Here is a 23,573-nt window from a genome sequence, read left to right as displayed (position 1 = left end):
ATTTAATTTTATAAATTTGCAATTCAAAAGTAGCAAATTAAAGCGCCATTATGACCAAAAAAGCAGAAAATGTAATTGTAGGTATATCTATAGGAGACCTTAACGGAATAGGTAGTGAAGTAGTACTTAAAACCTTTGAGGATGCCCGAATGCTGGAAATGTGTACTCCGGTGGTTTTTGCTAACGCAAAAATCATATCCTTTATTAGGAAGTCACTTCATGTTGATATTCATATACATGGTATAGACAGCCTTGACCAGTTGGTGCATGGCAAGTTTAACGTGCTTAATGTTTGGCGTGAGGGTGTAAATATTGAATTTGGTACAAACGATGAAAATGTGGGTAAATATGCTATTAAGTCGTTCACCGCTGCTACCGAAGCTTTAAAGAATAAGGAGATTGATGTGCTGGTAACAGCTCCTATTAATAAGTATAACATACAGTCGGAAGAATTTAAATTCCCGGGTCATACTGATTATCTTAACGAGCAGTTGGAAGGTGATGCACTTATGTTAATGGTGCACGATGACCTGAAAGTAGGCTTACTTACAGATCATGTTCCTGTTAATGAGGTGGCTTCGCATTTGACCGAAGAGCTTATAAGAAAAAAAATAACTACCGTTAATCAGGCACTTAAACAGGATTTTAGAGTGAACCGACCTAAAATAGCCGTGCTATGTGTTAATCCGCATTGTGGAGATAACGGAGTAATAGGTACTGAAGATGATACAGTACTTAAACCAACGTTGAGGAAATTATTTGATGAAGGTATACTGGCTTTCGGTCCGTTTTCTGCCGACGGGTTTTTCGGAAGCAGTGCCTATGAGAAATATGATGCCGTAATTGCTGCTTACCATGACCAGGGGCTTGTGCCGTTTAAAACACTTTCGTTTGGAAACGGAGTGAATTACACCGCAGGGCTGGATGGTATAAGAACATCTCCCGATCATGGTACTGCTTATGATATTGCAGGAAAAGGAGAAGCCGATTTTAATTCTTTTAAAGAAGCCGTATATTTGGCTTTAGATATATTTAATAACCGAAACGATTATAGGGAAATAACCCAAAATCCTTTAAAAACTAAGGAAAAACAGTTATAAACAAAAAAATGTTGATAACAGGTTTGGATTTGCAATAATTTTATATCTTTGCACGCTCAAAACTGTTGTGATGAAGTGAGTTGTGGCTGTTTTAATAATCAGTTCGGCAATATCATGTGAACTTTTAAAAAACACACCACATGAAAGTTAATAAAGAATTTTTAATCCAGTTTGCTGGGTTAAAACAGGGGAAGCACCAGTTTGAGTTTGAAATAAACAAAGCGTTCTTTGATCATTTTAATTTTGATGAATATAATGATGTCAATATTAAGGTGAACCTTGTTTTGGATAAAAAGCTTACCATGCTTGAGTTAACATTTAAGCATAAGGGTACGGTAAATGTACCTTGTGATCTTTCTAATGAAGATTTTGATTTGCCGATAAAAGGCAAGCTTGACCTGATTGTAAAATTTGGTGAAGAATTTAATGACGAAAACGAGGAGATGCTGGTTTTACCACACGGAGAGTACCAAGTGGACGTAGCGCAATATATATATGAAATGATTGTGCTTTCGGTTCCGTCAAAAAGGGTGCATCCGGGTATTAAAGACGGCACTATGAATGCAGAAATATTAAACAAACTTGAGGAGCTGGCTCCTAAAGTGGAACATAAAAAAGAAGAAGACACAGATCCCCGATGGGACGAATTAAAAAAACTATTAACGGATAAATAATATAGTAAAATGGCACATCCTAAGAGAAAGATCTCGAAAACGAGAAGAGACAAGAGAAGGACGCACTATAAGGCGTCTGTTCCTCAAATCGCTACATGTCCAGTAACCGGAGAAGCGCATTTATACCACAGAGCTTACTGGCATGAAGGTAAAATGTACTACAGAGGACAGGTAGTTATAGACAAACAGGAAGCGGTTGCTTAATTGTTAAGATATAAGAGAAAAACTCTCACATAGTGAGAGTTTTTTTGTTAAACGCAATCTATTTGAAAATAAGGAGGAATATTACAAGGGGTTTTGTATTTTTTTTGTAATTTCCACCGCTTTTTCAAATTCCCGGATTTGAATAGAAATAACTTATCCTTATGAACAAAATAACAGCCGCCATTACTGCTGTAGGGGCTTACGTGCCAGATTATGTCCTGTCAAACCAGGTTTTAGAAACAATGGTTGATACAAATGACGAATGGATTACTTCCCGTACAGGAATCAAAGAAAGGCGTATACTTAAAGATAAAGATAAAGGAACTTCCTTTTTAGCTATAAAAGCAGCACAGGATTTGCTGCAAAAATCAGGAACTAAACCGGAAGATATCGATATGGTGCTTCTGGCTACCGCAACTCCTGATATGCCTGTGGCAGCCACCGCAGTTTATGTGGCTACACAAATAGGCGCTGTTAACGCCTTTGCATACGATTTGCAGGCTGCATGCTCCAGTTTTTTATACGGTATGTCTACCGCAGCCGCTTATATTCAAAGCGGACGATATAAAAAAGTACTTCTTGTAGGGGCAGATAAAATGTCTTCAATTATAGATTATACTGACAGGGCTACCTGTATTATTTTTGGCGATGGTGCAGGTGCTGTACTATTCGAACCAAATGAAGAGGGTTATGGTCTTCAGGATGAGTATTTAAGAAGTGACGGTATTGGTCGTGAGTATCTTAAAATAGATGCCGGCGGATCTCTACTTCCTGCTTCAGAAGAAACTGTGGCAAACAAACAACATTATGTTTTCCAGGACGGTAAAACCGTATTTAAATATGCGGTATCTAACATGGCCGATGTAAGTGAAAAAATAATGAATCGCAACAACCTTTCGCACGATGATGTAGATTGGTTAATTGCACACCAGGCTAACAAGAGAATTATTGATGCTACCGCGTCAAGAATGAATCTTGATGACTCTAAAGTATTAGTTAATATCGAGAAATACGGTAATACTACATCAGCAACATTACCATTATTGCTTAGCGATTATGAACATCAGTTCAAAAAAGGTGATAACCTTGTGTTTGCTTCTTTTGGAGGCGGATTTACATGGGGATCGATATATCTTAAATGGGCATACGATAAAAAATAGAACAGACTAAACAAAATTCGGAAATTATGGATATTAGAGAAATTCAAAACCTAATTAAGTTTGTAGCAAAATCCGGTGCTACCGAAGTAAAATTAGAAATGGATGATTTTAAAATCACCATCAAAACTACAGAAGCTGGTACAGAGGCTGCAACTACTTACGTTCAGCACGTTCCTGTAAGCCAGCCGGCTCCACAGGCAGTTCCGCAACAGGCTCCTGTAGCTGCTGCTCCGGCTGCTGCTGCACCTGCCGCTGCTGCTACAGAAGAAGATTCTAAATACGTAACTGTAAAATCACCTATAATAGGTACTTTATATAGAAAACCATCTCCGGACAAAGCTCCGTTTGTAGAGGTGGGAAGCACAATCTCTAAAGGAGATGTGGTTTGTGTAATTGAAGCAATGAAGCTTTTCAACGAAATCGAATCTGAAGTGTCTGGTAAAATCGTTAAGGTATTAGTAGACGATGCTTCTCCGGTGGAGTTTGATCAGCCATTATTCTTAGTTGATCCGTCATAAGGAATTTTAAATACTTATTGCTAAATGAGGAGTAACATCCTCATTTGCTTTATTTAAAATATACAGTTCAAATAAAAAATCTCAAGCAATGTTTAAAAAAATATTAATTGCAAACAGGGGAGAGATTGCACTACGTGTAATTAGAACCTGCAGGGAAATGGGGATCAAGACTGTGGCCGTGTATTCTACTGCCGATGCAGAAAGCCTTCACGTAAAATTTGCTGATGAGGCTGTATGTATAGGTCCGGCTCCAAGTAATTTATCATATCTTAAAATGTCTAATATTATTGCTGCTGCAGAAATTACAAATGCAGATGCAATACACCCTGGATACGGTTTCCTTTCAGAGAATGCTAAGTTCTCTAAAATATGTCAGGAGCACGGTATTAAATTTATCGGTGCCTCTCCTGAGATGATTGAAAAAATGGGAGATAAGGCTACTGCAAAAGCTACAATGAAAGCGGCAGGTGTACCTTGTGTACCGGGATCAGACGGATTATTAGAGTCTTTTGAGCAGGCAGATATGCTAGCCAAAGAATTTGGTTACCCGGTAATGCTTAAAGCTACTGCCGGTGGTGGTGGTAAAGGTATGAGGGCTGTTTGGAAAGCTGAAGACCTGTTGAAAGCATGGGAAAGCGCAAGGCAGGAAGCCGGTGCTGCTTTTGGTAACGACGGTATGTACATGGAAAAACTTATCGAAGAGCCAAGACACATTGAAATCCAGGTAGTGGGCGATTCTTACGGAAAGGCGTGTCACCTTTCTGAAAGAGACTGTTCAGTACAAAGACGTCACCAGAAACTTACTGAAGAAACTCCGTCTCCATTTATGACAGATGAGCTTCGTCAGGCAATGGGTGATGCTGCTGTTAAAGCTGCCGAATTTATTAAATATGAAGGTGCCGGTACGGTTGAGTTCCTTGTGGACAAGCACAGGAATTTCTATTTCATGGAAATGAACACGCGTATTCAGGTAGAGCACCCTATTACAGAGCAGGTTATTGATTATGACCTTATCCGTGAGCAGATTTTAGTAGCTGCAGGTGTGCCAATTTCAGGTAAAAACTATCTTCCGCAACTTCACTCTATCGAGTGTCGTATTAATGCAGAAGATCCTTATAACGACTTTAGGCCGTCGCCGGGTAAAATTACTACCCTGCACATGCCTGGAGGTCACGGTGTACGTTTAGATACTCACGTTTACTCAGGGTATACTATTCCGCCAAACTATGACTCTATGATCGCTAAGCTTATAACTACTGCCCAAACAAGGGAAGAAGCTATAAACAAAATGAAGCGTGCATTAGATGAGTTCGTAATCGAAGGTATTAAAACTACCATTCCTTTCCACAGACAACTTATGGATGAGCAAGCCTATGTAGAAGGTGATTATACCACTAAGTTTATGGAGACTTTTAAAATGAATGAGCCTAAGCAATAAGCTATAGCCATATTTTACAAGCCCCGCTTATTAGCGGGGCTTTTTTATTTAATGTTTATCTATTTTTAAAGCAACTCATCGGGAAAATCAATCTCTTAATCGAGGGGTTTTTTCTTAAGAATGTTTTCTTATTATATTAGTTGCATCATTAACTATAAATATACTCCAACCATGACTAAAAAATTAACGGGCAGGGTAAAAAACCTTGTTAGTACACTAGTTCTTGCTTTACTGTTTTGTGTAACTGCTAATGCTCAGGATAAAGTTGCTGAAGGAGCGACTAAGGTTACTACCCACATGAAATCTCAGTTATCACTTAATGATAATCAATACACGCAGGTGTTAGCAATCAATAAAGATTATCTTAAAAAGCTAGATGAAAATCCGGGTGCTACTGCGGTACAGAGAGCTAAGAAAAAAAAGTCTTATGATGAGGACAGAGATAAAAAATTGAAGTCGGTTTTAAATGAGACACAGTATAAAATTTATATTGCTAACCGTTCTGCCAACGCACGCGCGTACAAAGAGGCGTTAAAATAATAAATTTAACAAAAATTTAACATATTTAAAATTTAATTGAAAAGAGTGAGAAGCTAAGGTAAATAAGGGCTTCGCGTAATTTATTATTTAATTTTATTTTATATGTTATATAAACCTTAAGAATCTATTAGGGTTTTTTGACCATTAGGTGTTAATTTTGTAGGCGAAAAAGAAAAATTAAAACCAAAAAAACCTATGAAAAAGTTAGAGATGCCCTTGTTTAATAACAGTTGTGGCAAGCTCTTTAATGACAAAATCGTTCTTGCCTCTGCTCACAGAGAGAATGAGATTGAATTTAAAGAAGTGAAAAAAATTAAATTCGGTATGAACACCGATTTAAAATCGATTATGTGGGCATTGATGCCAACAAGTATTTTTGTTTTGTTGTATATGCAGCGTAAAATGCTTGATACATCTATGTTCTTTTTACTTTCATTTGTAGCTATTGGTATTTCTGTATTTACAGTTGCCATGAGTGAAAAGAGCTACTATGTTCTTGTAAAAATGAGAGATGGCGAAGACCTTAAATTAAGGGTTTCTTCAGATAATAAGAAGGATGCCAAGAAATTTGTTGAAATGTCTGTAAAAAGGCATTCAAGGTATTCAAGCTCAGGTTCTAGTCTTAAAGTGGTAAAACAAGCTGCTTAACGGTATAAAAGTAGATAAAAAAGCCCCTGAATTTTCTCAGGGGCTTTTTAGTTTAAAAGCTTTCTGCTGATGCTCTTTTCCAAAAATGTATAAATGACTGCGGCACGGTAGATTCGTCCAGTAAACAGCCTCTATTAAGCTCAGGGTAGGTTTCTTCAAAGGTTTCTATCTTAATTCGGTCTACTCGCATACTTACGGCGCTTCTGCCTACTTCGTCAGGATGCCTTAATCCGGCAGATGCCATAAGTTCCATGGCGCTTTTTACGGTTTCTTCCTGAAAGCGTGCTACACGTATTTTTTTCTCTTGTGGTACAAGTCCCTTAACAAGTGTAGGATCTTGGGTGGCAATACCTGTAGGGCAGGTGTTGGCATGGCATTCCAGTGCCTGTATACAGCCAAGGGCAAACATCATCCCTCGGGCAGAGTTACAAAGGTCGGCTCCTGTAGCCAGTGTTTTAACAATATCAAATCCGCTTACAATTTTTCCACTGCAAATAATTTTTATCTCGTCTTTAATACCAAAGCCTACAAGACAGTCATAAACAAAAGCAAGGGCATCACGTAGTGGCATTCCTACATGGTCAGAATATTCCTGTGGAGCAGCACCTGTTCCGCCTTCGCCACCATCAACCGTTATAAAGTCAAGGTAGGTTTGGGTTTCAACCATAGCCTTACAAATAGCTATAAACTCTGATTTGTTACCTATACAGATTTTCATCCCAACCGGTTTTCCACCCGAACCTTTACGAAGCAACTTTACAAAGTCCATAAGTTCTAACGGATTGGTAAAAGCCGAATGGTAGGGTGGAGATACAATGTCCTGTCCTTTTTTTACAATCCTTATGGCTGCAATTTCATCGGTAACTTTTTCTTTAGGGAGTATACCACCGTGTCCCGGCTTAGCGCCCTGAGAGAATTTTATCTCGATCATTTTAACCGAATCCATAACGGCTCGTTTGGCATATTCATCATAACTGAATTTACCGTCGTGGTCACGACAGCTAAAGTATCCTGTGCCGATATTCCAAACCAAATCGCCGCCTTCCTTTAAGTGGTAAGGTGATAATCCGCCTTCGCCTGTATTGTGGTAAAATCCGCCAATTTTTGCTCCGGCATTAAGGGCAAGTATAGCATTTTTGCTAAGAGAGCCATAACTCATGGCGCTAATGTTATAAAGACTTGCCGAATAAGGTTGCTCACATTGTGATGAACCTATTATAACTCTTGGATTAAAGTTAATATCTGCAAAAGGTATAGCTTTTATACTGTGGTTTATCCATTGGTAACCTACGTCGTAAATGTTAAGCTGAGTACCAAAAGGCATGGTGTCCAGTTCTTTTTTACTGCGTTGGTAAACCAGGCTGCGTTGCAGTCGGTTAAAAGGTTTTCCTTCAAGATCGGTTTCTATAAAATACTGACGCATTTCTGGTCCTATGGATTCCAGTACATAACGAAGGCGGCCCAGTAACGGAAAGTTTCTTCGAATGGTTTTTTTTGATTGGTACATGTCATATAAACCCATAAATATTAACGGAAGGAATATTAACAGCAGTAAAATGGATTTCCATTCAATGTAGGTAAGCAGGGCGATAATTGATAATGATGTAACGCAGAATATAAGAAATATCTTTCTCATAAATAATAATGTTTTTTTAGTTGAATGCAGTAATTGCTTTTTTAAGCATAGTAAAGATATAACTTTAAGCCCTGTATTTGTTAGGTTTTATTAATTTGAATTTATTATAAACAAAAACCCCGAAGCCATGAGCTTCGGGGTTGTATTGCAGAAAAACCTGTTAGGTTTATTTGATGTCTAATTTTTTAGCAATAGATGAAGGAACACCACCTTTGTGTAAAAGAATAGCAGTGGTTTTGTACTTCACAAAGTTTTTAGTCATGTACATATATCCCTGGTAATCGTTTGTAGCACCCCATGAGTTTTTGATAATGTAGTACTCTTTACCGTTTTGGTCTTTAGTAATACCTACAATGTGCATACCGTGATCATCAGTAGTGTTGTAGTTGTCAAAAGCTTCCTGGCGAAGATCTTCAGTGATTTCCATTTCAGGTTGAGGACCTTTAAAGATAGCCTCTTTTTCCTGTGGGTTCATTTCTTTGTAGTCTTTTGCAGGGATATAGGCTACACCGTTAGTCCAGCTAAATCCTTTTTCACTAACATCACCGGCCCAAGCTACAGAGTAACCTTTTTTAAGAGCATTGTCAATAATGTCTGTAAGCTCATTCATCTTAACGTTGTATACCTGATCAAGAGACCAGTTATCCGGTACCATAAGCGTGAACTTAGTGTAGTAAGGATGCTCTTTGAAAGAAGAGATCTCTACATAATCATCGGCATTGATGCCTACAACTTCTTTAGCAAAAGTTTGCGGAGTGTAGGTTTTTCCTTTGTACTTAAATGTTTCAGGAACTTCACCAAGGTAAGAGTCGATAACAGCAGTGTAGGCTTTAATCCAGTTTGGAGTAAGTTGTCCGTTAGGGTTTTTTACAACAGCTTCAAGAAGACCTTGTGCCATTGTTTGCATTTCTGCAAATCGGTTACTTTTTGTACCATAATTAAGTCCTGTATATTCGCTTTGTGGTAAAGCACCATACTGACGGTACATGTTTATTACATCGTGTAAAGCACCACCGTCACCTAAAGTGATAGCACCGTGCATGCGCACATAGTTTTTACCTTTTTCGATATAAGCATTACGTGCTGTATATATCTGAGAGATTTCGATAGGCTCTTTACCCATTCTTATCATTTCTGACTCGATGAATGAGTTTGCCGAATAACTCCAGCAGGTACCTGATGACCCCTGACTTTTTACAGGAGTGTTTTCAATGTTTATTACTTCGGTAAATTCAAACGAATCCTTACTGTTTGCACTCTGGTTGTTCTTTAAAGAGTTAACCAGGTAGTCTTGTGCAAAACCGGCATGAACACCTGCCAACAGCATAGTTGCTGCAAGAAATGGTTTAACTGAAAATTTATGCATAGTAGTATTAATTATATAGTTTTCAAAATAGTCGCTAAAAGTACTTAAATGTTACAGGTATTACAAAGTTTCTTTAAGCCATTTAAAGAACTCTCTTTGCCATACCATTCCGTTTTGAGGTTTAAGTACCCAGTGGTTCTCATCCGGAAACATTACAAAACGGCTTTTAATACCGCGTAGCTGTGCTGCCTGGAAAGCTTCCTGACCCTGCCCTATAGGAACCCTGAAATCTTTATCACCCTGGAAAATAAGAATTGGAGTATCCCATTTATCCACATAATTTATAGGGTTAAACTGAGTATAAGTTTTTTGAGCAACAGCGTTGTCTTTTTCCCAGTATGGTCCGCCACCGTCCCAGTTGGTAAAAAATACCTCTTCGGTAGTGCCATACATGCTTTGAAGGTTAAATACACCGTCGTGTGCAATAAAGGTTTTAAAGCGCTTGTTATGGTTTCCGGCAAGGTAGAATACAGAGTATCCCCCATAGCTGGCACCTATAGCTCCAAGTCGTGCTTTATCAACATAAGATTCTTTAGCTACATCGTCAATAGCCGAAAGGTAATCGTTCATTACCTGTCCGCCCCAGTCTTTACTGATGGCTTCATTCCATTCTACACCATGACCCGGCATACCTCTTCTGTTAGGAGCAACAATGATGTATCCCTGTGCTGCCATAACCTGGAAGTTCCAACGGAAAGAGTAAAACTGTGATAGTGCCGATTGTGGACCACCCTGACAGTAAAGTAGGGTAGGGTATTTTTTAGAAGCATCAAAATCAGGCGGAAGTATTACCCATACCAACATCTTTTTGCCATCGGTAGTGGTAACATATCTCTTTTCTGTTTTGCTTAGTTTAATTGTGGCGTAAGCAGCATCGTTAACGTGAGAAAGCTGATTCCAGTTTTCTTTTTTAAGGTCAAAGCTGTAAATCTCGTTTGCATGGTTCATGTCAGATCGCATTACGATAATGTTTCTGCCGGAAAAACCTACAACGCTGTTTACATCCCAATACCCGTCTGTTAACTGAGTTACTCTGATAGCTATTTTAGTAAGCCCCGGGAAGTTAACCTCAAATAATTGTTTTGTTCCGTCAATAGGAGCAAGGAAATAAACCTTTTTACCGTCTTCACTCCAGGTAAACGAATCTACAGTTCCGTCCCATCCGGCAGTAAGGTTAATGTCCATTCCTTTATGGCGAACAATAATGTCGTTCTTATCGGCTTCATAACCGTCACGCTTCATTTGTAACCAGGTAAGGTCGCCCTGTGGTGAAAATGCCGGCTGAGTATCATAGCCCGGATTATTAGGAGTTAAGTTCTTTGTGGTTTTTGAAGAAAGGTTGTACTCATACAAATCAGTATTTGTACTGGTAGCATAAGCTGTACCTGCTTTCTTTTTAGAGACATAAACAATGTTACCCTCCGGAGTCCATGTGTAATCTTCCTCGCCACCAAATGGTTTTTGAGGAGAATCATAGGGCTCATCTTTCATGATGTCGGTAAAATTGTCAGTGTCATTTACCGGGCTGTAGCCTACATGGTTGTGTTTTCCTTCGTTCCAGGTATCCCAGTGGCGGTAATCCAGTCCGTCATATATTTGTACGGTAGACTTGTCCAGTTCAGGGTAGTAGTCGCCTCCGTTAACTTTTTCAACCTTAATTTCCTGGCTGCTTAAAAGGTACTTTCCGTCTGGCGACAGGTTACGGTCTTTAAGCAGGTTTTTGTAATCTTCCACTTCGGTAGCATTGCCTCCGTTTACAGGTATACTGTAAAACTTGGAGTCAAACTTGTTTTCCTCAACCGATGGTACGGTTACTTTATAAACTATGTTTTTTCCGTCTTTGGTAATGCCAAGGGCGCTAACCCTTCCCAGTTTCCAAAGCAGTTCGGGAGTCATGTGTTGTGCCGAAGCAGATAATCCCATAATACTCAAGGTTAAAATAAGTAGCTTTTTCATCTAAAATCTATGTTAAACGGCCTTAAAAGTAGTGAATTTATTTAATAGCAAAAATTTATAAAAACAGCTGTTTTTTTGTTAGGGAAACAATAAAGAATACCAGTTGCTGTTAAATGTTTGAAAAAAGCGTAAAAGAACTATTTAAAAACAATAAGAGAACCAATGATTAAAAAAATATAGCTAATTTCACAAACTTAAAATTAAAGGCATGCCAGGGTATGATTTTTGATAAATAATCTGCTGTTTTTTGCCTTTGCATAGAGGCACTTTTTAGTGCTTATTTTACCAACACGATATTTAATTAAAAAGAGATATGGACAGTTTCCACTGGACGCAGTTATTAAACCCGGAATTTTACATTAACCTTGAAGTTGGCGGTGTTGCCGTAGGTATTTACGTTGTATTGTTTATCATTTTTGCCGAAACCGGACTTTTTGCCGGGTTCTTCCTTCCGGGGGACAGCCTTTTGTTCCTTGCCGGTATTTACAGTACAGAACTTATGCGTTCGCTGGTTTATTTAGAAGGTGATTTTTTAAATGTTTTAGTTTTAGCATTATTAGTAGCCTGTGCCGGTATTGTAGGAAATACCTTTGGGTACTGGTTTGGTGCTAAAAGCGGAAACTTCCTGTACAATAAGAAAGATACTTTCTGGTTTAAAAAGAAATACCTTATCCAGTCGCACGACTTTTTTGAAAAGCACGGCGGAAGGGCTATTATCTTTGCCCGTTTCTTCCCTATCATCAGGACGTTTGCACCTATCATTGCAGGTATAGTGAAAATGGAGCATAAAAAATTTATGCTGTACAATATCATAAGTTCTATACTTTGGGCGTTTACGCTTATATTCGCAGGGCACTACCTGTATGAGCTTTTCCTTAGTAAACTGGGTATTGATCTTAAATTGTATATTGAATATATTATATTAATTATAGTTGCCGTGACTACGGTGCCGTTAATCCTTAACGCTCTTAAAGGTAAAAAGGTTACCGAAGAAGAAGCTAAAGAGGAGGCCGAAAAGCACGGGCATTTTTAAAATATGAATCTTAGCTATTGGGAAATTAAAAACTGGTACACGGGTGTAGACTATACCGTGGTGGGAAGTGGCCTTGTTGGGCTACACACTGCACTTCGTCTTCGTGAACGTTTTCCCGACAGCAAGATACTGGTGCTGGAAAAAGGGCCTTTGCCACAGGGGGCTAGTACTAAAAATGCCGGATTTGCCTGCTTTGGCAGTATATCCGAAATTATTGAAGATCTCAATACACATACCGAAGAGGAGGTTATAAACCTGGTCCATAAACGCTGGAACGGACTCAAACTGCTTAGAAGGCGACTTGGGGATAATGTTTTGGATTATAAACCTTTTGGCGGGTATGAGCTTTTCCTGGAAGATAATAGTGATGGTTATGAAGAATGTCTTCGCAAACTGCCGTTTGTGAACGATGTACTTCGTCCGTTATTTAAGTCGGAAGTATTTAATAAAGAGATAGATCGTTTTGCCTTTAAAGGGGTACAGGAATATCTTGTTTTTAATCCGTTTGAAGGACAGGTGGATACGGGTAATATGATGCAGGCTTTACTAAAGCAGGCTACTGCCCACAATATTCATGTGCTTAACAGCCATGCTGTAACCGGATGGCATGAGCAAACCGACCATGTCCAGGTAAATATTGGCGGGTTTGCATTCAATACTAAAAAACTTCTTTTTGCTACCAATGGTTTTGCCGAAGAGCTTACCAATAAAGCCGTAAGGCCGGCAAGGGCACAGGTACTTATTACAGAGCCTATCCCTAACCTGGATATTCGCGGTACTTTCCATATGGATAAAGGGTATTATTATTTTAGGAATATTGAAAACCGAATTCTTTTTGGCGGGGCCCGTAACCTTGACTTTGAAGGGGAAACCACTATAGAATTTGGTGAAACCGAACTGATACAAAACAGGCTGGAACAACTGCTTCGTGAGGTTATTTTGCCTGAAACCGATTTTAAAATTGCTCATCGCTGGAGTGGTATTATGGGAATGGGCAGCCATAAAAAACCAATAGTAGAGCAGGTGTCACAACATGTATACTGTGGCGTGAGGCTTAGCGGTATGGGTGTGGCTATAGGCAGTATGATTGGTACAGAACTGGCCGATTTGGTTTAATATATAGTGTAATCATGGATGTTGTATCCTTTTTCATAGAAATGTATACTTCTTGTAAATCCGTGTCTTAATTTTAAGTCGCTAAGATTTAGTTTCTTAAGCAATTTTTTGGCTTCTTTATAATGTTTTCTTTTATCTTTATTGAAGAGGCGGGATATAAAGTTTTCATGATTTGCTTTTAAGCTTTTTAGTTTCCCTTTTTTTGAAAAAGAGAAAGTATAATTACAGTAGCATTCATTAAAATACGCTCCATCATATATTTCATAAAGCTGCTCTTTAAGGGAGTTGTCAATTTGTTCTTTCATTGAAAAAAGATACTCTCTTTGAGGTTTATTTTCTTCAAGCTGTTGTGTTTCTTTTTCAGACATTTTGTACATTATCGAGAAACCTAAATAATAGCTTTTACCTTTTTCCAGTTTGTTTCTAAAATTGCTGAAAAAATCTTCCTGCGAATTAATTGTGCTGTCTAACTGACTTATGGCCGATTTTATGTTAGCTATGTCTTTAACTGTTGAAGGTTGTTGTGTGTAACAACTATATTTTTTTGTTTTATATTCGTCTACCTGTTTTAGGTTAAAATGTGATCTTCCGCAATCAAGCCAATTGTGCTCCCATTGCTCAATATCATTACTGTTTGGAGAGCTGTAGATTTTGTTTAATATAAGTTTACCTGCACTTGTAGCAATACTGTCTTTTAGCTGTAGTTTCTCAAAACAGTAGTCATAATTGTAATCATAACCTTTCCTGTTTTTAATCTGAGCAGCAACATTCATTACAAAACCCTGAAAATTTAATGTATCGTTGCTGTAAATGTCTATTATTTGAGTGCTTTTTTTATATCGAAAATGATAAGTGTACTATGAGTTTTTTACCTCTGTCAGGTCAAAATAAAAGTGAAGAGCCTCTTCAGAGAAATCGTAACATCTGAAACTATCTACAATAGATATTTTTTTAAGGTCTATTTGAGCAAACGATAAAAGACTTTGTGTAAGTAGTATGAAGAGCAATATTTTTTTCTTCATAATGATTTTATTTAAAGAATAGACGATATCAGGCAGAGTTGTTTTTTTCATGATGTTTTTAAAATCAGTTTTTTAGTAAACTCCATCGGTATATCTTTTCCTTCTAAAAATTCTTTTATAGTTGGCTCAACCTCATAGTCAGGTAATACTCCTCTTCCTTGTGGAATGTTTTTGTTAACATCGAGCACAAATTTCAGAATAGGTATGTCGATTAATGTTTTAGTATTGGGCAGTGTTAACTCGAAAATATATCCGCTTGTATTTCCGTAAAAACAGCCGCCTGTTTCTTCACCTATAAAGATAGCGTTGGTATGTTCACGCATAAGACTGGAAAATTCTGCTCCACCCGAGTAGGTCCACCCGCTTGTTAGAATAAAAATGTTTCCGTGAAAAGCATTTTTTTTAAGAGGTTCAATAGCTTGTATTCCTGGTTTTCTTAAAATCCTACCATCTTCAGCTTTATAATGTTCTTCCTTTAAATCGGCTTCAAGTTCTTTGTAATCGTCCTCTAAGTTATAATCTGTGTATTGATAAAAAGAATAAGAGAAAGCAGAGGCTTGTACATATTTATATTTGTTATAAGGCTTGTTAGTAAGAAAAGAGAAAAGAAAGTCTTCATTACCTTCTGTTCCGCCGCCATTTTCCCTCATATCTATAATAAGGTTCTTAACTCCCGACTTTTCAATTTTTAAAAAGGCATCTTTAATAAATGTTTCAAAGCTTATACCTGCTTCCTCAAAATTGTCAGAGCTAAAGCTGTTTACGGTGAGTAAAGCTGTATTGTTATTTATAGATATAGAAGCCGGTTCTTGGGGTATTTTGAGAATGCTTTCCTGTTTTAGTTTTTTTCTTATTTCTGCCAGCTTTTTGTAGTTACAGGCTTTTAAAACCAGTTGTTTTTCCTGGCCTGTGTCAGGGTTTTTTACTTTAATGTTAAAGTAGTCTGGCTGGGATATGGTTTTTGCATATTCTAAACTTAGGCGATACATATCCATGAATCGGTATTTTGAGATTTCTATAAAACCGTCTGAAGCAAAGGTTTGAAAAATTTTCCTATAAATAGCTTCTGTTTTTAATCCGTTTATTTCGAGTAATTGCCAACCTTTAATATTTGTTTTTGCATGAGGATTATTAAGTATAAATGTTTTTTTATTGAGTACTATTACATTTATTGGAATGAATTTTCCTTTTTCTGTCAGATAAGTAGATGCATCCGGAGGAAGACTGATATCGCAATGATCTTCTTTTGTGTACGCAATTATAGGTGCTATAATATTGTAAAACTCCAAACTGTTAAGACTGTCTTTTAGCTTAGATTGTTGTAGTTGTACAATACTGTCAAACTTTATGGGAGTGTTGTACCAGTAAAGACCGGTATGTGCTTCTTTTAGACTGTTTATTAAAAGAAGAAAGTCTTTTTCAAGAGCTGTTTTTGAATATTTGGGAAGATCAAGGTTTGAAAAACCTTCAGTTGTATTTTTTGTTTTTGAGCAGGCGGTAATAAATAGTATAAAGAACAATAGTTTTTTCATTTCAGGTGTGTTTCTTCAAATATAGTCAATTAGTGTTATTTGTTTTGTAATTCGTTTAGCATGTTTGTTTTAGTATCTAACTAATTTGTAATTTCGCTATATCAATCAAACTTACTATTACCTACATGATGCGAAAAATATTCCGCTTCCTTTTTAAATTATGTCTTTGGTTTGTCGCTATATCAGTATTATCTGTTTTACTGTTCCGTTTTGTTCCGGTGCCGTGTACCCCATTAATGGTTATACGTGCTTTTGAGCAAAAGGCAAACGGTAACGAAATGCACTCCAGTCACGACTGGGTTTCTATCGATGAGATTTCGGTAAACATGCAAAAGGCAGTTATAGCCAGTGAAGACGATACCTTTTTAGATCACAACGGCTTTAACTTTGAAGCTATGCAAAAGGCCTATGAAAGTAACAAAAAAGGCAAAAAGCTAAAAGGCGGAAGTACCATTAGCCAGCAAACTGCCAAAAACGTTTTTTTATGGCAGGGCAGGAGCTATTTCAGGAAAGGGCTCGAAGCTTATTTTACCATGCTTATAGAGCTTCTGTGGAGTAAAGAACGCATTATGGAGGTGTACCTTAACAGTATTGAAATGGGCGACGGTGTGTATGGCGTGCAGGCTGCAGCACAGCACTGGTATGGCAAAGATGCTAAAAACCTAACGGCTTATGAGGCTGCCGGAATCGCAGCAATATTACCCAACCCCCTAAAATACAGAGCAACAAATTCATCGGCGTATATAAACAGAAGAAAGGCGAAAATAGTGAGGCTTATGCGCTACGTGCAACTCGATTATAACGCAAATGAGAAAAAGAAATAAATTACTGGCAGCAGTAATGCTGTTAAGTTGCGGTTTCATCAGGGCTCAGGCTCCTGCAGAAATCGGGCTAATATCTGATAACGACCTTTATACTTCCTTTAAACACGACCGCTACTATACAAACGGAATTGAATTTTACTACCGCTGGCTTGCTGATACCGATAACGGAAAGGTAGCCAAACTGATTGCCGAAGTAAAAGCGGGTCAGTACATGTATAATCCACAAAGTGTAAAAGCTGAGGATATCAACGTACACGACAGGCCTTTTGCCGGATACCTTTTTGGAGAAGTTGGCACTAATACCTTTTACAAGAGTGAGAGTGTTTTAAAGCTGAACTTTCAGGTGGGTATAGTGGGTAAAGAGTCGCTTGCCGAAGATTTACAGAAAGGACTGCATCATATTTTTCATTATCCTAAGGTAAGAGGGTGGCAGTACCAAATACCTACTACTGTAGGAGTACAAATTGGTGCTTTTTATTCTAAAAAAATACTGGCTAAGCAGTTTCATGAAAAGGTTGATTTACACCTGCAGGCTAAAGGGCAGGCAGGAACCATTTTTACGGGAGTTACTTTCGGGCCTATGATGCGTATCAGCTTTAAACGGCTTTTAAAACCGGTTTACGAATCTATATTGCACGGGGCAACATTGAGTCACGATAAAAAGCAGGGAGATGAAAGCCGTGAGTTTTTCTTCTTCATAAATCCTAAGTTAAACTATCAGGTATATGATGCTACCATAGAGGGGAGTCTGTTTAATGATGACAGTCCGGTAACGTTTCCACTTATACCGTGGCGTTTTGTTGCCGAAACAGGTGTAATGTACCGCAAAAATAACTGGAACCTTTCTTTCTCGTTTAATTATCAGGGTAAAGAACTTACCAATAATGTAATACAGGGGTATTACTATGGTCGTATAGGTATAGGATATTTATTATAATATAAAGGCTGTCTCAAAGTTTGTCATTCTGAGTGTAACGTAGTGAAGTGAAGAATCTCATAAAATTTATAAGAGATTTTTCCTAACGTCAAAATGACAAATCGTAATCGATAATTACGATTGAGACAGCCTTTTTTATTGAGCTGTTATTTTTATTTCTTTCTGTTTGGTTTTGCTCCCATATTGTAAAGGGCAAAAGCCTGAATATCGGAATACTCTTCAATAACCTGTGTGGTCGATTTTCCTGCACCGTGACCGGCATTAACACCAATGCGTATTAATACCGGGTTAGTACCTTTGTGTTTGGCCTGTAGTTCGGCAGCAAACTTAAAGCTGTGTGCCGGTACAACGCGGTCATCATGATCTCCTGTTGTAACCAGTGTTGCAGGGTATTTCTCTCCTTCTTTTACGTTATGTACAGGGGAATATCCTTTAAGGTATTCAAACATTTCTTTACTGTCTTCGGCAGTACCATAGTCATAAGCCCATCCTGCACCTGCGGTAAAGGTATGGTAACGCAGCATGTCCAGTACACCTACAGCCGGAAGGGCTACCTTCATCAGGTCAGGGCGCTGTGTCATGGTTGCTCCTACAAGCAGACCTCCGTTAGAACCTCCGCTTATGGCAAGGTAGTCAGACGAGGTGTAGTTGTTAGCTATTAAGTATTCGCCAGCAGCGATAAAGTCGTCAAATACATTTTGTTTTTGTTGTTTGGTTCCGGCATCATGCCATTTTTTACCATATTCGCCACCGCCTCTAAGATTGGCAACGGCATAAATACCTCCGTTTTCCATCCATACAGCGTTAGTGATGCTGAAAGACGGGGTAAGGCTAATGTTGAATCCGCCGTAACCGTAAAGTATTGTAGGGTTCTTACCGTTAAGCTTCAGGTCTTTTCTGTAAGTGATAATCATTGGTATTTTGGTTCCGTCTTTCGACTCATAAAATACCTGTTTTGATATGTAATCTTCGCTGTTAAAATCTACCTTAGGTTTTTGGTATAGGGTAGATATTCCTGTTTCAGGGTTGTAAGAGTAAATCGTTCCCGGAGTGGTATAGTTGGTAAAGGAATAGTATAATGTTTTTTCGTCCTTTTTTCCGCCAAAGCCACCTGCCGATCCAATGCCCGGAAGTTCAATGTCACGAATTAATTTTCCCTTGTAATCATATTGCTTTATTATCGAGATAGCATCTTTCATATACTCGGCAAAAATATATCCTGCACCTGTTGACGGGCTTAGTACATTTTCGGTTTCGGTAATAAGGTCTTTCCATCTTGACGGAACCGGATTAGAAGCATCGGTAGTTACAATTTTGTTATTTGGTGCATTATAGTTGGTCATAATGATAAGCTTTGAGCCTTCATTGTCCATTACATGGGAGTCGGTATCAAAATTATCTACAACCGTGATAATTTCACCTTTAGGGTTGCTAAGGTCTTTTATGTACAGCTCGTTTCCGGAAGTCGAATTTGCTGCGGTTATAATTAGATACTTTTGGTCTTCGGTAACGCTGGCACCAACATACCTTCTTTTAACTGAATCTCCGAAAATAACCTTGTCTGATTTTTGTGGTGTGCCCAGTTTGTGGTAGTATAGCTTGTGCTGATCGGTTTTTGCCGATAGCTCGCTACCTTCAGGCTTGTCGTAACTGGAATAGAAAAAGCCTTCGCTATCCTTCCACGCAATGTTACTGAATTTTACATCTACCAGTGTTTCGCCTACCAGTTTTTTAGTTTTGGTATCCATTACAAAAACCTTACGCCAGTCGCTTCCTCCCTCTGATATGGAATAAGCCATCAGGTCGCCTTTTTTAGTGAAACTAACTCCGCCTAATGATGTAGTCCCATCGGTAGAGAAGGTGTTAGGGTCAAGGAAAACTTCCTCAGCTCCTGTAGCATTCCTGCGGTAGAGCACCGACTGGTTTTGCAGTCCGTCGTTTTTATAATAGTAGGTGTATTCACCTCTTTTAAACGGAGCCGAAATCCTCTCGTAGTTCCACAGCTGTTGCATGCGGTTTTTGATTTCTTCTCTAAAAGGAATTTGCTCCAGATAGCTAAACGTAACCTCGTTTTCTGCTTTTACCCATGCGGCGGTTTCTGCCGAACGGTCATCTTCAAGCCAACGGTAGGGATCGGGTACTTTTGTACCGAAGTAGTTGTCTGTCTGGTCTCCTTTTCTTGTTTGCGGATATTTTATTTCCTTATTCTCGTGCAATTGTGCGTTCATGGTAAGACTGCATGCCAAAGCCATGCTTAAAACGGTTTTATTCATTATGGCTTGATTTGATTATACACAAAAATAAGGAAATAGGCTTATCAGGTAAACAAAGCACTGTAATTTTGACGGTATTTGTATATAAGCATCGCGTTAAGTGCTACCACTACTATAGCTGTTGCTATTGCGGGTATGTCTAAAAACATATGGAACAGCAATATGTTTAGTGAAATAGGAGCCAGTAGCAATATTACAAACGGAACCCATTTTTTAATTAGCAGCATAAAGCCTATAAATACCTCAAAAATGGCAACGACAGTTAAAATATAACCGGTATCGGCCAGTGAGTTTAAAAAGTTTGCTGCTGCTTCGGGTGGTTGTGGAAGGGGAATGAAAGGATGGAATTTGTTTAATCCGAATACTATTAGAATCACACCTAAAAGTATTCTTACAATTTTAGTGAATTGTGAATTCATAATTTAGTGTTTTTGATGTTGTGGTGATGTTTTAACTAAATTAATGAATTATTATATAAAATATTAACTAAAAAATAATTATTTGTAAACACCCCAAAGAAAAGGGGTGTTTACAAAATTAACCCAAACTAGTTAACATTTATGCTGAATGTTGCTGAGGCATCGGTACCGCCACCAGCGTTTGTAATGTCTCCGTTACTTACACCATCGGCAGTTTTGTTAGGCTCGTGTCTAAGTACTATGGTAAGATCGCCATTTGTTGCTGTTTCGCTTGCTTCATAAGTAAAGTTTAGCCCTATAGGGTTTCCGTTTACATCCTGGTCATTGTAAGTAAATGTTCCAAGACCATTTTGAAGGAAAAATATCTGGTGTTCATCACCTTCTTCCAGTACCTCTTCACTAATGATATCAACAGGGTTAGCCAGTTCGTTTAAAAAGGCTACTGTACCTGTGTAGGTAGTGCCGGCAGTAAAGTCGCCCGAAACGGTTATAACCGGAGCATCAGGCCCGTCACCATCTAAATCCTGAGACTGTAAAACAATAGCAGTACCACCTCCCTGTGGAGTGAAAGTTGCTGTAAGTGTTGTAATTACTTCCTCTTCATTTACCGGAACAAGATTATCGTCGTCGCTGCTGCATGAGGTGAATGATACTGTGGCAATAATTGCCAATACTGAAATTTTCAGATTTTTCATTTTTGAAATGTTTAATGATTAATAATTGAGTTTTATCTGTAACATAAAGTTCCTGCCTGCCTCATCGGTATATAACCTCTGGCGGTTTAGGTAGTCTCTGTACGTCGTATTGAAAATATTATTTACCGAAAGGTTAACCGAAGCTTTGGTTTTTCCTAAATCAAACTCGGTTCCTGTACTGAAATGTAGCAGGTGGTACCCTGGGGGCGGGGTGCTAACATTTACGAGTACCGGTACAAGTTCTCCGTTTTGGGGTACATCGGCATAAAAGTTATAATCAGGATAACGGTTTTGTGTAAATACGGCTTCGCTTCTCAGTTCGGCAAACGAGTTGTGCCTGTCATTAAAGGAGTACCTTATGGTATTGGTTATGTTTAGCGGTGGCATGTCAATAAGCGGTTCGTCAGTATCCCTGTTAGTGCCGTGAACATAAGCAAGGTTAAGGCTGTGTTTTAAATGCTCACCCAAATACAGGTCAGAATGAAAATCTATACCTGTAAGCAAAGCATCTGCCTGAACATAATTGTATACAGGGAACGATCCGCGTATGGTATACTCGGCACCTGTAGGTTTAAGGAAAATGAAATTGCTAATAAAATTAGCATAAGGAGTAACTTCAAAGCTAAAGGTATTGCCGTGCTTTACCAGTGTTGTAGAAAGCTTATAGGATTCTTCTTTTTTGGTGCGCAGGCTACCCAGTTCTATAGTTCCGTTTGAATGGTGCAGTCCGTCACTAAACAGTTCCGATGGATTAGGGTTTCGCATCGCCAGTCCGGCATTGGCAAATAGTTCCCAGTTGGTGCTAAGTATTTTTTTAATACCCAGACTTGCCGATATGTTATGGAAGGTGAATTTTGGATTTGTTAGCCACTGCGAACCGTAATCAGCTACTATAAAATTATCAAATTCCCCTTCATATCCCAGGCTTGTCCAGCGTGATTTCTGATAAAATTTGTCGGCATCCATATGCGAAAAATCATAACGCAGTCCGGCTTCGGCGCTAAAGCTGTTGCTAAAACGGTGGGCAGCTATGGCGTATGCTCCCACATCTTGGCGGGTATAGTTTGGAATAAGCGGGCGGATTCCCGTTTCAGGACTTGCCTCGTTATCCTGCATGGAAAAACTTATTCCGCTTTTAAGAGTGTTGTTGTCTTTTTCATATTTCCAGTCGGCCTGAAGCGAATTGGTAATAAGGGTAAGGTCCAGGGCTGCCTGGTCTTTAAAGTCCCCGCGACGAATGTCAAATTCTTTTCTGCGGTTTAGCTGAAAAGCATATTGTAACGACAGTGTAGAAAACGGATTGAGTTGTGTATTAAAATTAAGTTTCCCTAAATGGTGCTGTATTTCCTGCTTAGGCGCGCCTATGGTATAGGTAAACGGATTGGTAATGTATGGCGTGCCGCTGTTTATGGCGTTGGCAAGATCGGCAGTGCTGCCTATATGGGTAGCCGATGCAATACCTATGATAGCATTATAAAAACTGTAGCTTGCCGAAAGGTCGTAAGTGTCGCCAATGTATTTTACATCGCCCGAAAAATTCTCTTCACGATTCCCGGTGTTTGACAGTACATAGTTTGGTGCTTCGCGGTCACCAAAGTATTTAAACGTCCCTCCGGCATTCCATGCCCAACCTTTTTCGGCTCCTTTATGGAGGCTACTGGTAAAGCTGCCGCCACGTCCGTTTGAGTTAAGCGACAGGATTGACCGCCCGTACAGGGTGTCTTTTAAAACCGACACAGGTTCTACCAATATTAGTCCGCCAATGGCATCACCGCCATACTGCAATGCCGAAGCGCCTTTGATAACCGATACTTTCCCTGCCGAATTAATGTCGAGGTTAGGAGCATGTTCGGTGCCCCATTGCTGGTCTTCCAGCCTAACGTTGTTTACCAGTACCGGAACCCTGCTGCTGTGCAGTCCGTTTATTACCGGTTTTACAATACTGTTCCCTGTTTTTAGCGAGTACACTCCGGGGATTTCCTTTAAGGCATCACCCAGTGTACCACTACTGTATTTTTCGAGTGTTATAAGTTTTACATCCTGCTTTACGACAGTACTTTTTGATACTATGGTGCTTTCACTCAGTACCACTTCCTGTAGCTGTGTGCTTGCAGGTTTTAGGGTAGCGTTTAGCCTAACGGTGCTGCCGTTAAAGTGTATAATGGTATCGAGTGTGGTATAGCCAATGTAGGATATCACCACCCTTTGCTGACCGTTAGGGATATTGTGTAGCTCATAAGTGCCTAGTGGTGTACTTATGGCATGCAGTTCGCCTATGTGTATATGCGCCCCGTCCAGAGGCTGGCTTTTAGAATCAGTCACCTTGCCGCTAAGCGTACTTTGCGAATAGGCGCTGTTGCCCGTTGCTATAATAGCAAAAAGCAATAGTAAGTAAAATCGCATGGATATTTATTTTGGGTAATATAAAAGTGAAATCCCCGGTATAACATCCGGTTATAGTTCCTTTGCCATAGGGCAAGGA

Annotated in this window: 22 protein-coding genes; 12 read left to right on the top strand and 10 right to left on the bottom strand. The window is 38.9% G+C overall.

Going from position 1 to position 23,573, the window contains the following annotated elements:
* Positions 1 to 50 precede the first annotated feature (50 nt).
* The 8 genes from pdxA to GN157_RS17060 all read left to right on the top strand — a co-directional run bounded on the left by pdxA (position 51) and on the right by GN157_RS17060 (position 6,282).
* Complete coding sequence (gene pdxA / locus GN157_RS17095) at positions 51 to 1,100, top strand: 4-hydroxythreonine-4-phosphate dehydrogenase PdxA (protein ID WP_157484692.1); 1,050 nt, start codon at positions 51 to 53, stop codon at positions 1,098 to 1,100.
* Between the two features lie 140 nt (positions 1,101 to 1,240).
* The gene (locus GN157_RS17090; RefSeq protein WP_157484691.1) at positions 1,241 to 1,774 is read left to right on the top strand and encodes a YceD family protein; all 534 of its coding nucleotides are present in this window, start codon (positions 1,241 to 1,243) and stop codon (positions 1,772 to 1,774) included.
* A 9-nt stretch (positions 1,775 to 1,783) separates the two neighbouring features.
* A complete protein-coding gene (rpmF, locus tag GN157_RS17085) occupies positions 1,784 to 1,978 on the top strand; it encodes a 50S ribosomal protein L32 (protein ID WP_035133354.1) in 195 nt (64 codons plus the stop codon).
* 161 nt (positions 1,979 to 2,139) lie between these two features.
* Positions 2,140 to 3,138, top strand: a complete 999-nt coding sequence (locus GN157_RS17080; protein ID WP_157484690.1) for a beta-ketoacyl-ACP synthase III — start codon at positions 2,140 to 2,142, stop codon at positions 3,136 to 3,138.
* A 26-nt stretch (positions 3,139 to 3,164) separates the two neighbouring features.
* Complete coding sequence (gene accB / locus GN157_RS17075; protein ID WP_157484689.1) at positions 3,165 to 3,656, top strand: acetyl-CoA carboxylase biotin carboxyl carrier protein; 492 nt, start codon at positions 3,165 to 3,167, stop codon at positions 3,654 to 3,656.
* An 88-nt stretch (positions 3,657 to 3,744) separates the two neighbouring features.
* Complete coding sequence (gene accC / locus GN157_RS17070) at positions 3,745 to 5,094, top strand: acetyl-CoA carboxylase biotin carboxylase subunit (protein ID WP_035133360.1); 1,350 nt, start codon at positions 3,745 to 3,747, stop codon at positions 5,092 to 5,094.
* Between the two features lie 171 nt (positions 5,095 to 5,265).
* Entirely contained in the window at positions 5,266 to 5,634 is a 369-nt protein-coding gene (locus tag GN157_RS17065; protein ID WP_157484688.1) for a hypothetical protein, read from the top strand.
* 195 nt (positions 5,635 to 5,829) lie between these two features.
* Positions 5,830 to 6,282, top strand: coding sequence for a hypothetical protein (locus GN157_RS17060; protein WP_157484687.1), 453 nt, complete (start codon positions 5,830 to 5,832; stop codon positions 6,280 to 6,282).
* A 52-nt stretch (positions 6,283 to 6,334) separates the two neighbouring features.
* Here the strand turns inward: GN157_RS17060 and GN157_RS17055 are convergent, their stop codons facing one another.
* The 3 genes from GN157_RS17055 to GN157_RS17045 all read right to left on the bottom strand — a co-directional run bounded on the left by GN157_RS17055 (position 6,335) and on the right by GN157_RS17045 (position 11,240).
* On the bottom strand, positions 6,335 to 7,918 hold the full coding sequence (locus GN157_RS17055) for an FMN-binding glutamate synthase family protein (RefSeq protein WP_157484686.1): 1,584 nt from the start codon (positions 7,916 to 7,918) through the stop codon (positions 6,335 to 6,337).
* Between the two features lie 166 nt (positions 7,919 to 8,084).
* Entirely contained in the window at positions 8,085 to 9,284 is a 1,200-nt protein-coding gene (locus tag GN157_RS17050; protein WP_157484685.1) for a C1 family peptidase, read from the bottom strand.
* Positions 9,285 to 9,344: 60 nt separating this feature from the next.
* On the bottom strand, positions 9,345 to 11,240 hold the full coding sequence (locus GN157_RS17045; protein WP_157484684.1) for a S9 family peptidase: 1,896 nt from the start codon (positions 11,238 to 11,240) through the stop codon (positions 9,345 to 9,347).
* A gap of 313 nt (positions 11,241 to 11,553) precedes the next feature.
* Between GN157_RS17045 and GN157_RS17040 the strand changes: the two genes are divergently transcribed.
* Positions 11,554 to 12,273 (top strand): DedA family protein, encoded by a 720-nt coding sequence (locus GN157_RS17040; RefSeq protein WP_157484683.1) that lies wholly within the window; start codon positions 11,554 to 11,556, stop codon positions 12,271 to 12,273.
* A gap of 3 nt (positions 12,274 to 12,276) precedes the next feature.
* Complete coding sequence (locus GN157_RS17035) at positions 12,277 to 13,389, top strand: NAD(P)/FAD-dependent oxidoreductase (RefSeq protein ID WP_157484682.1); 1,113 nt, start codon at positions 12,277 to 12,279, stop codon at positions 13,387 to 13,389.
* Here the strand turns inward: GN157_RS17035 and GN157_RS17030 are convergent.
* The 3 genes from GN157_RS17030 to GN157_RS17020 all read right to left on the bottom strand — a co-directional run bounded on the left by GN157_RS17030 (position 13,386) and on the right by GN157_RS17020 (position 15,943).
* Positions 13,386 to 14,162 (bottom strand): hypothetical protein, encoded by a 777-nt coding sequence (locus GN157_RS17030; RefSeq protein WP_157484681.1) that lies wholly within the window; start codon positions 14,160 to 14,162, stop codon positions 13,386 to 13,388. The two genes, GN157_RS17035 and GN157_RS17030, sit on opposite strands and share 4 nt — an antisense overlap.
* A gap of 84 nt (positions 14,163 to 14,246) precedes the next feature.
* The gene (locus tag GN157_RS17025) at positions 14,247 to 14,462 is read right to left on the bottom strand and encodes a hypothetical protein (protein ID WP_157484680.1); all 216 of its coding nucleotides are present in this window, start codon (positions 14,460 to 14,462) and stop codon (positions 14,247 to 14,249) included.
* Entirely contained in the window at positions 14,459 to 15,943 is a 1,485-nt protein-coding gene (locus tag GN157_RS17020; protein ID WP_157484679.1) for a S41 family peptidase, read from the bottom strand. Before GN157_RS17020 ends, GN157_RS17025 begins: the two co-directional genes overlap by 4 nt.
* Positions 15,944 to 16,068: 125 nt before the next feature.
* Here GN157_RS17020 and mtgA point away from each other — a divergent pair, with 125 nt between their 5' ends.
* Together mtgA and GN157_RS17010 are read left to right on the top strand one after the other, a co-directional pair.
* Entirely contained in the window at positions 16,069 to 16,767 is a 699-nt protein-coding gene (gene mtgA / locus GN157_RS17015) for a monofunctional biosynthetic peptidoglycan transglycosylase (protein WP_157484678.1), read from the top strand.
* Complete coding sequence (locus tag GN157_RS17010; protein ID WP_157484677.1) at positions 16,751 to 17,704, top strand: lipid A deacylase LpxR family protein; 954 nt, start codon at positions 16,751 to 16,753, stop codon at positions 17,702 to 17,704. Before mtgA ends, GN157_RS17010 begins: the two co-directional genes overlap by 17 nt.
* Before the next feature lie 152 nt (positions 17,705 to 17,856).
* Here the strand turns inward: GN157_RS17010 and GN157_RS17005 are convergent, their stop codons facing one another.
* From GN157_RS17005 to GN157_RS16990, 4 genes are all read right to left on the bottom strand, one after another.
* A complete protein-coding gene (locus tag GN157_RS17005; RefSeq protein ID WP_157484676.1) occupies positions 17,857 to 19,977 on the bottom strand; it encodes a prolyl oligopeptidase family serine peptidase in 2,121 nt (706 codons plus the stop codon).
* Between the two features lie 44 nt (positions 19,978 to 20,021).
* A complete protein-coding gene (locus tag GN157_RS17000; RefSeq protein ID WP_157484675.1) occupies positions 20,022 to 20,396 on the bottom strand; it encodes a DoxX family membrane protein in 375 nt (124 codons plus the stop codon).
* Positions 20,397 to 20,524: 128 nt separating this feature from the next.
* Entirely contained in the window at positions 20,525 to 21,091 is a 567-nt protein-coding gene (locus GN157_RS16995; RefSeq protein ID WP_157484674.1) for a type 1 periplasmic binding fold superfamily protein, read from the bottom strand.
* Positions 21,092 to 21,109: 18 nt separating this feature from the next.
* A complete protein-coding gene (locus GN157_RS16990; protein ID WP_157484673.1) occupies positions 21,110 to 23,494 on the bottom strand; it encodes a TonB-dependent receptor in 2,385 nt (794 codons plus the stop codon).
* Between the last annotated feature and the right edge of the window lie 79 nt (positions 23,495 to 23,573).

Origin of the sequence: Flavobacterium rakeshii (assembly GCF_009741375.1) — a bacterium.
GTDB classification, from domain to species: domain Bacteria; phylum Bacteroidota; class Bacteroidia; order Flavobacteriales; family Flavobacteriaceae; genus Flavobacterium; species Flavobacterium rakeshii.
This window is presented reverse-complemented; position numbering and strand designations above follow the sequence as displayed.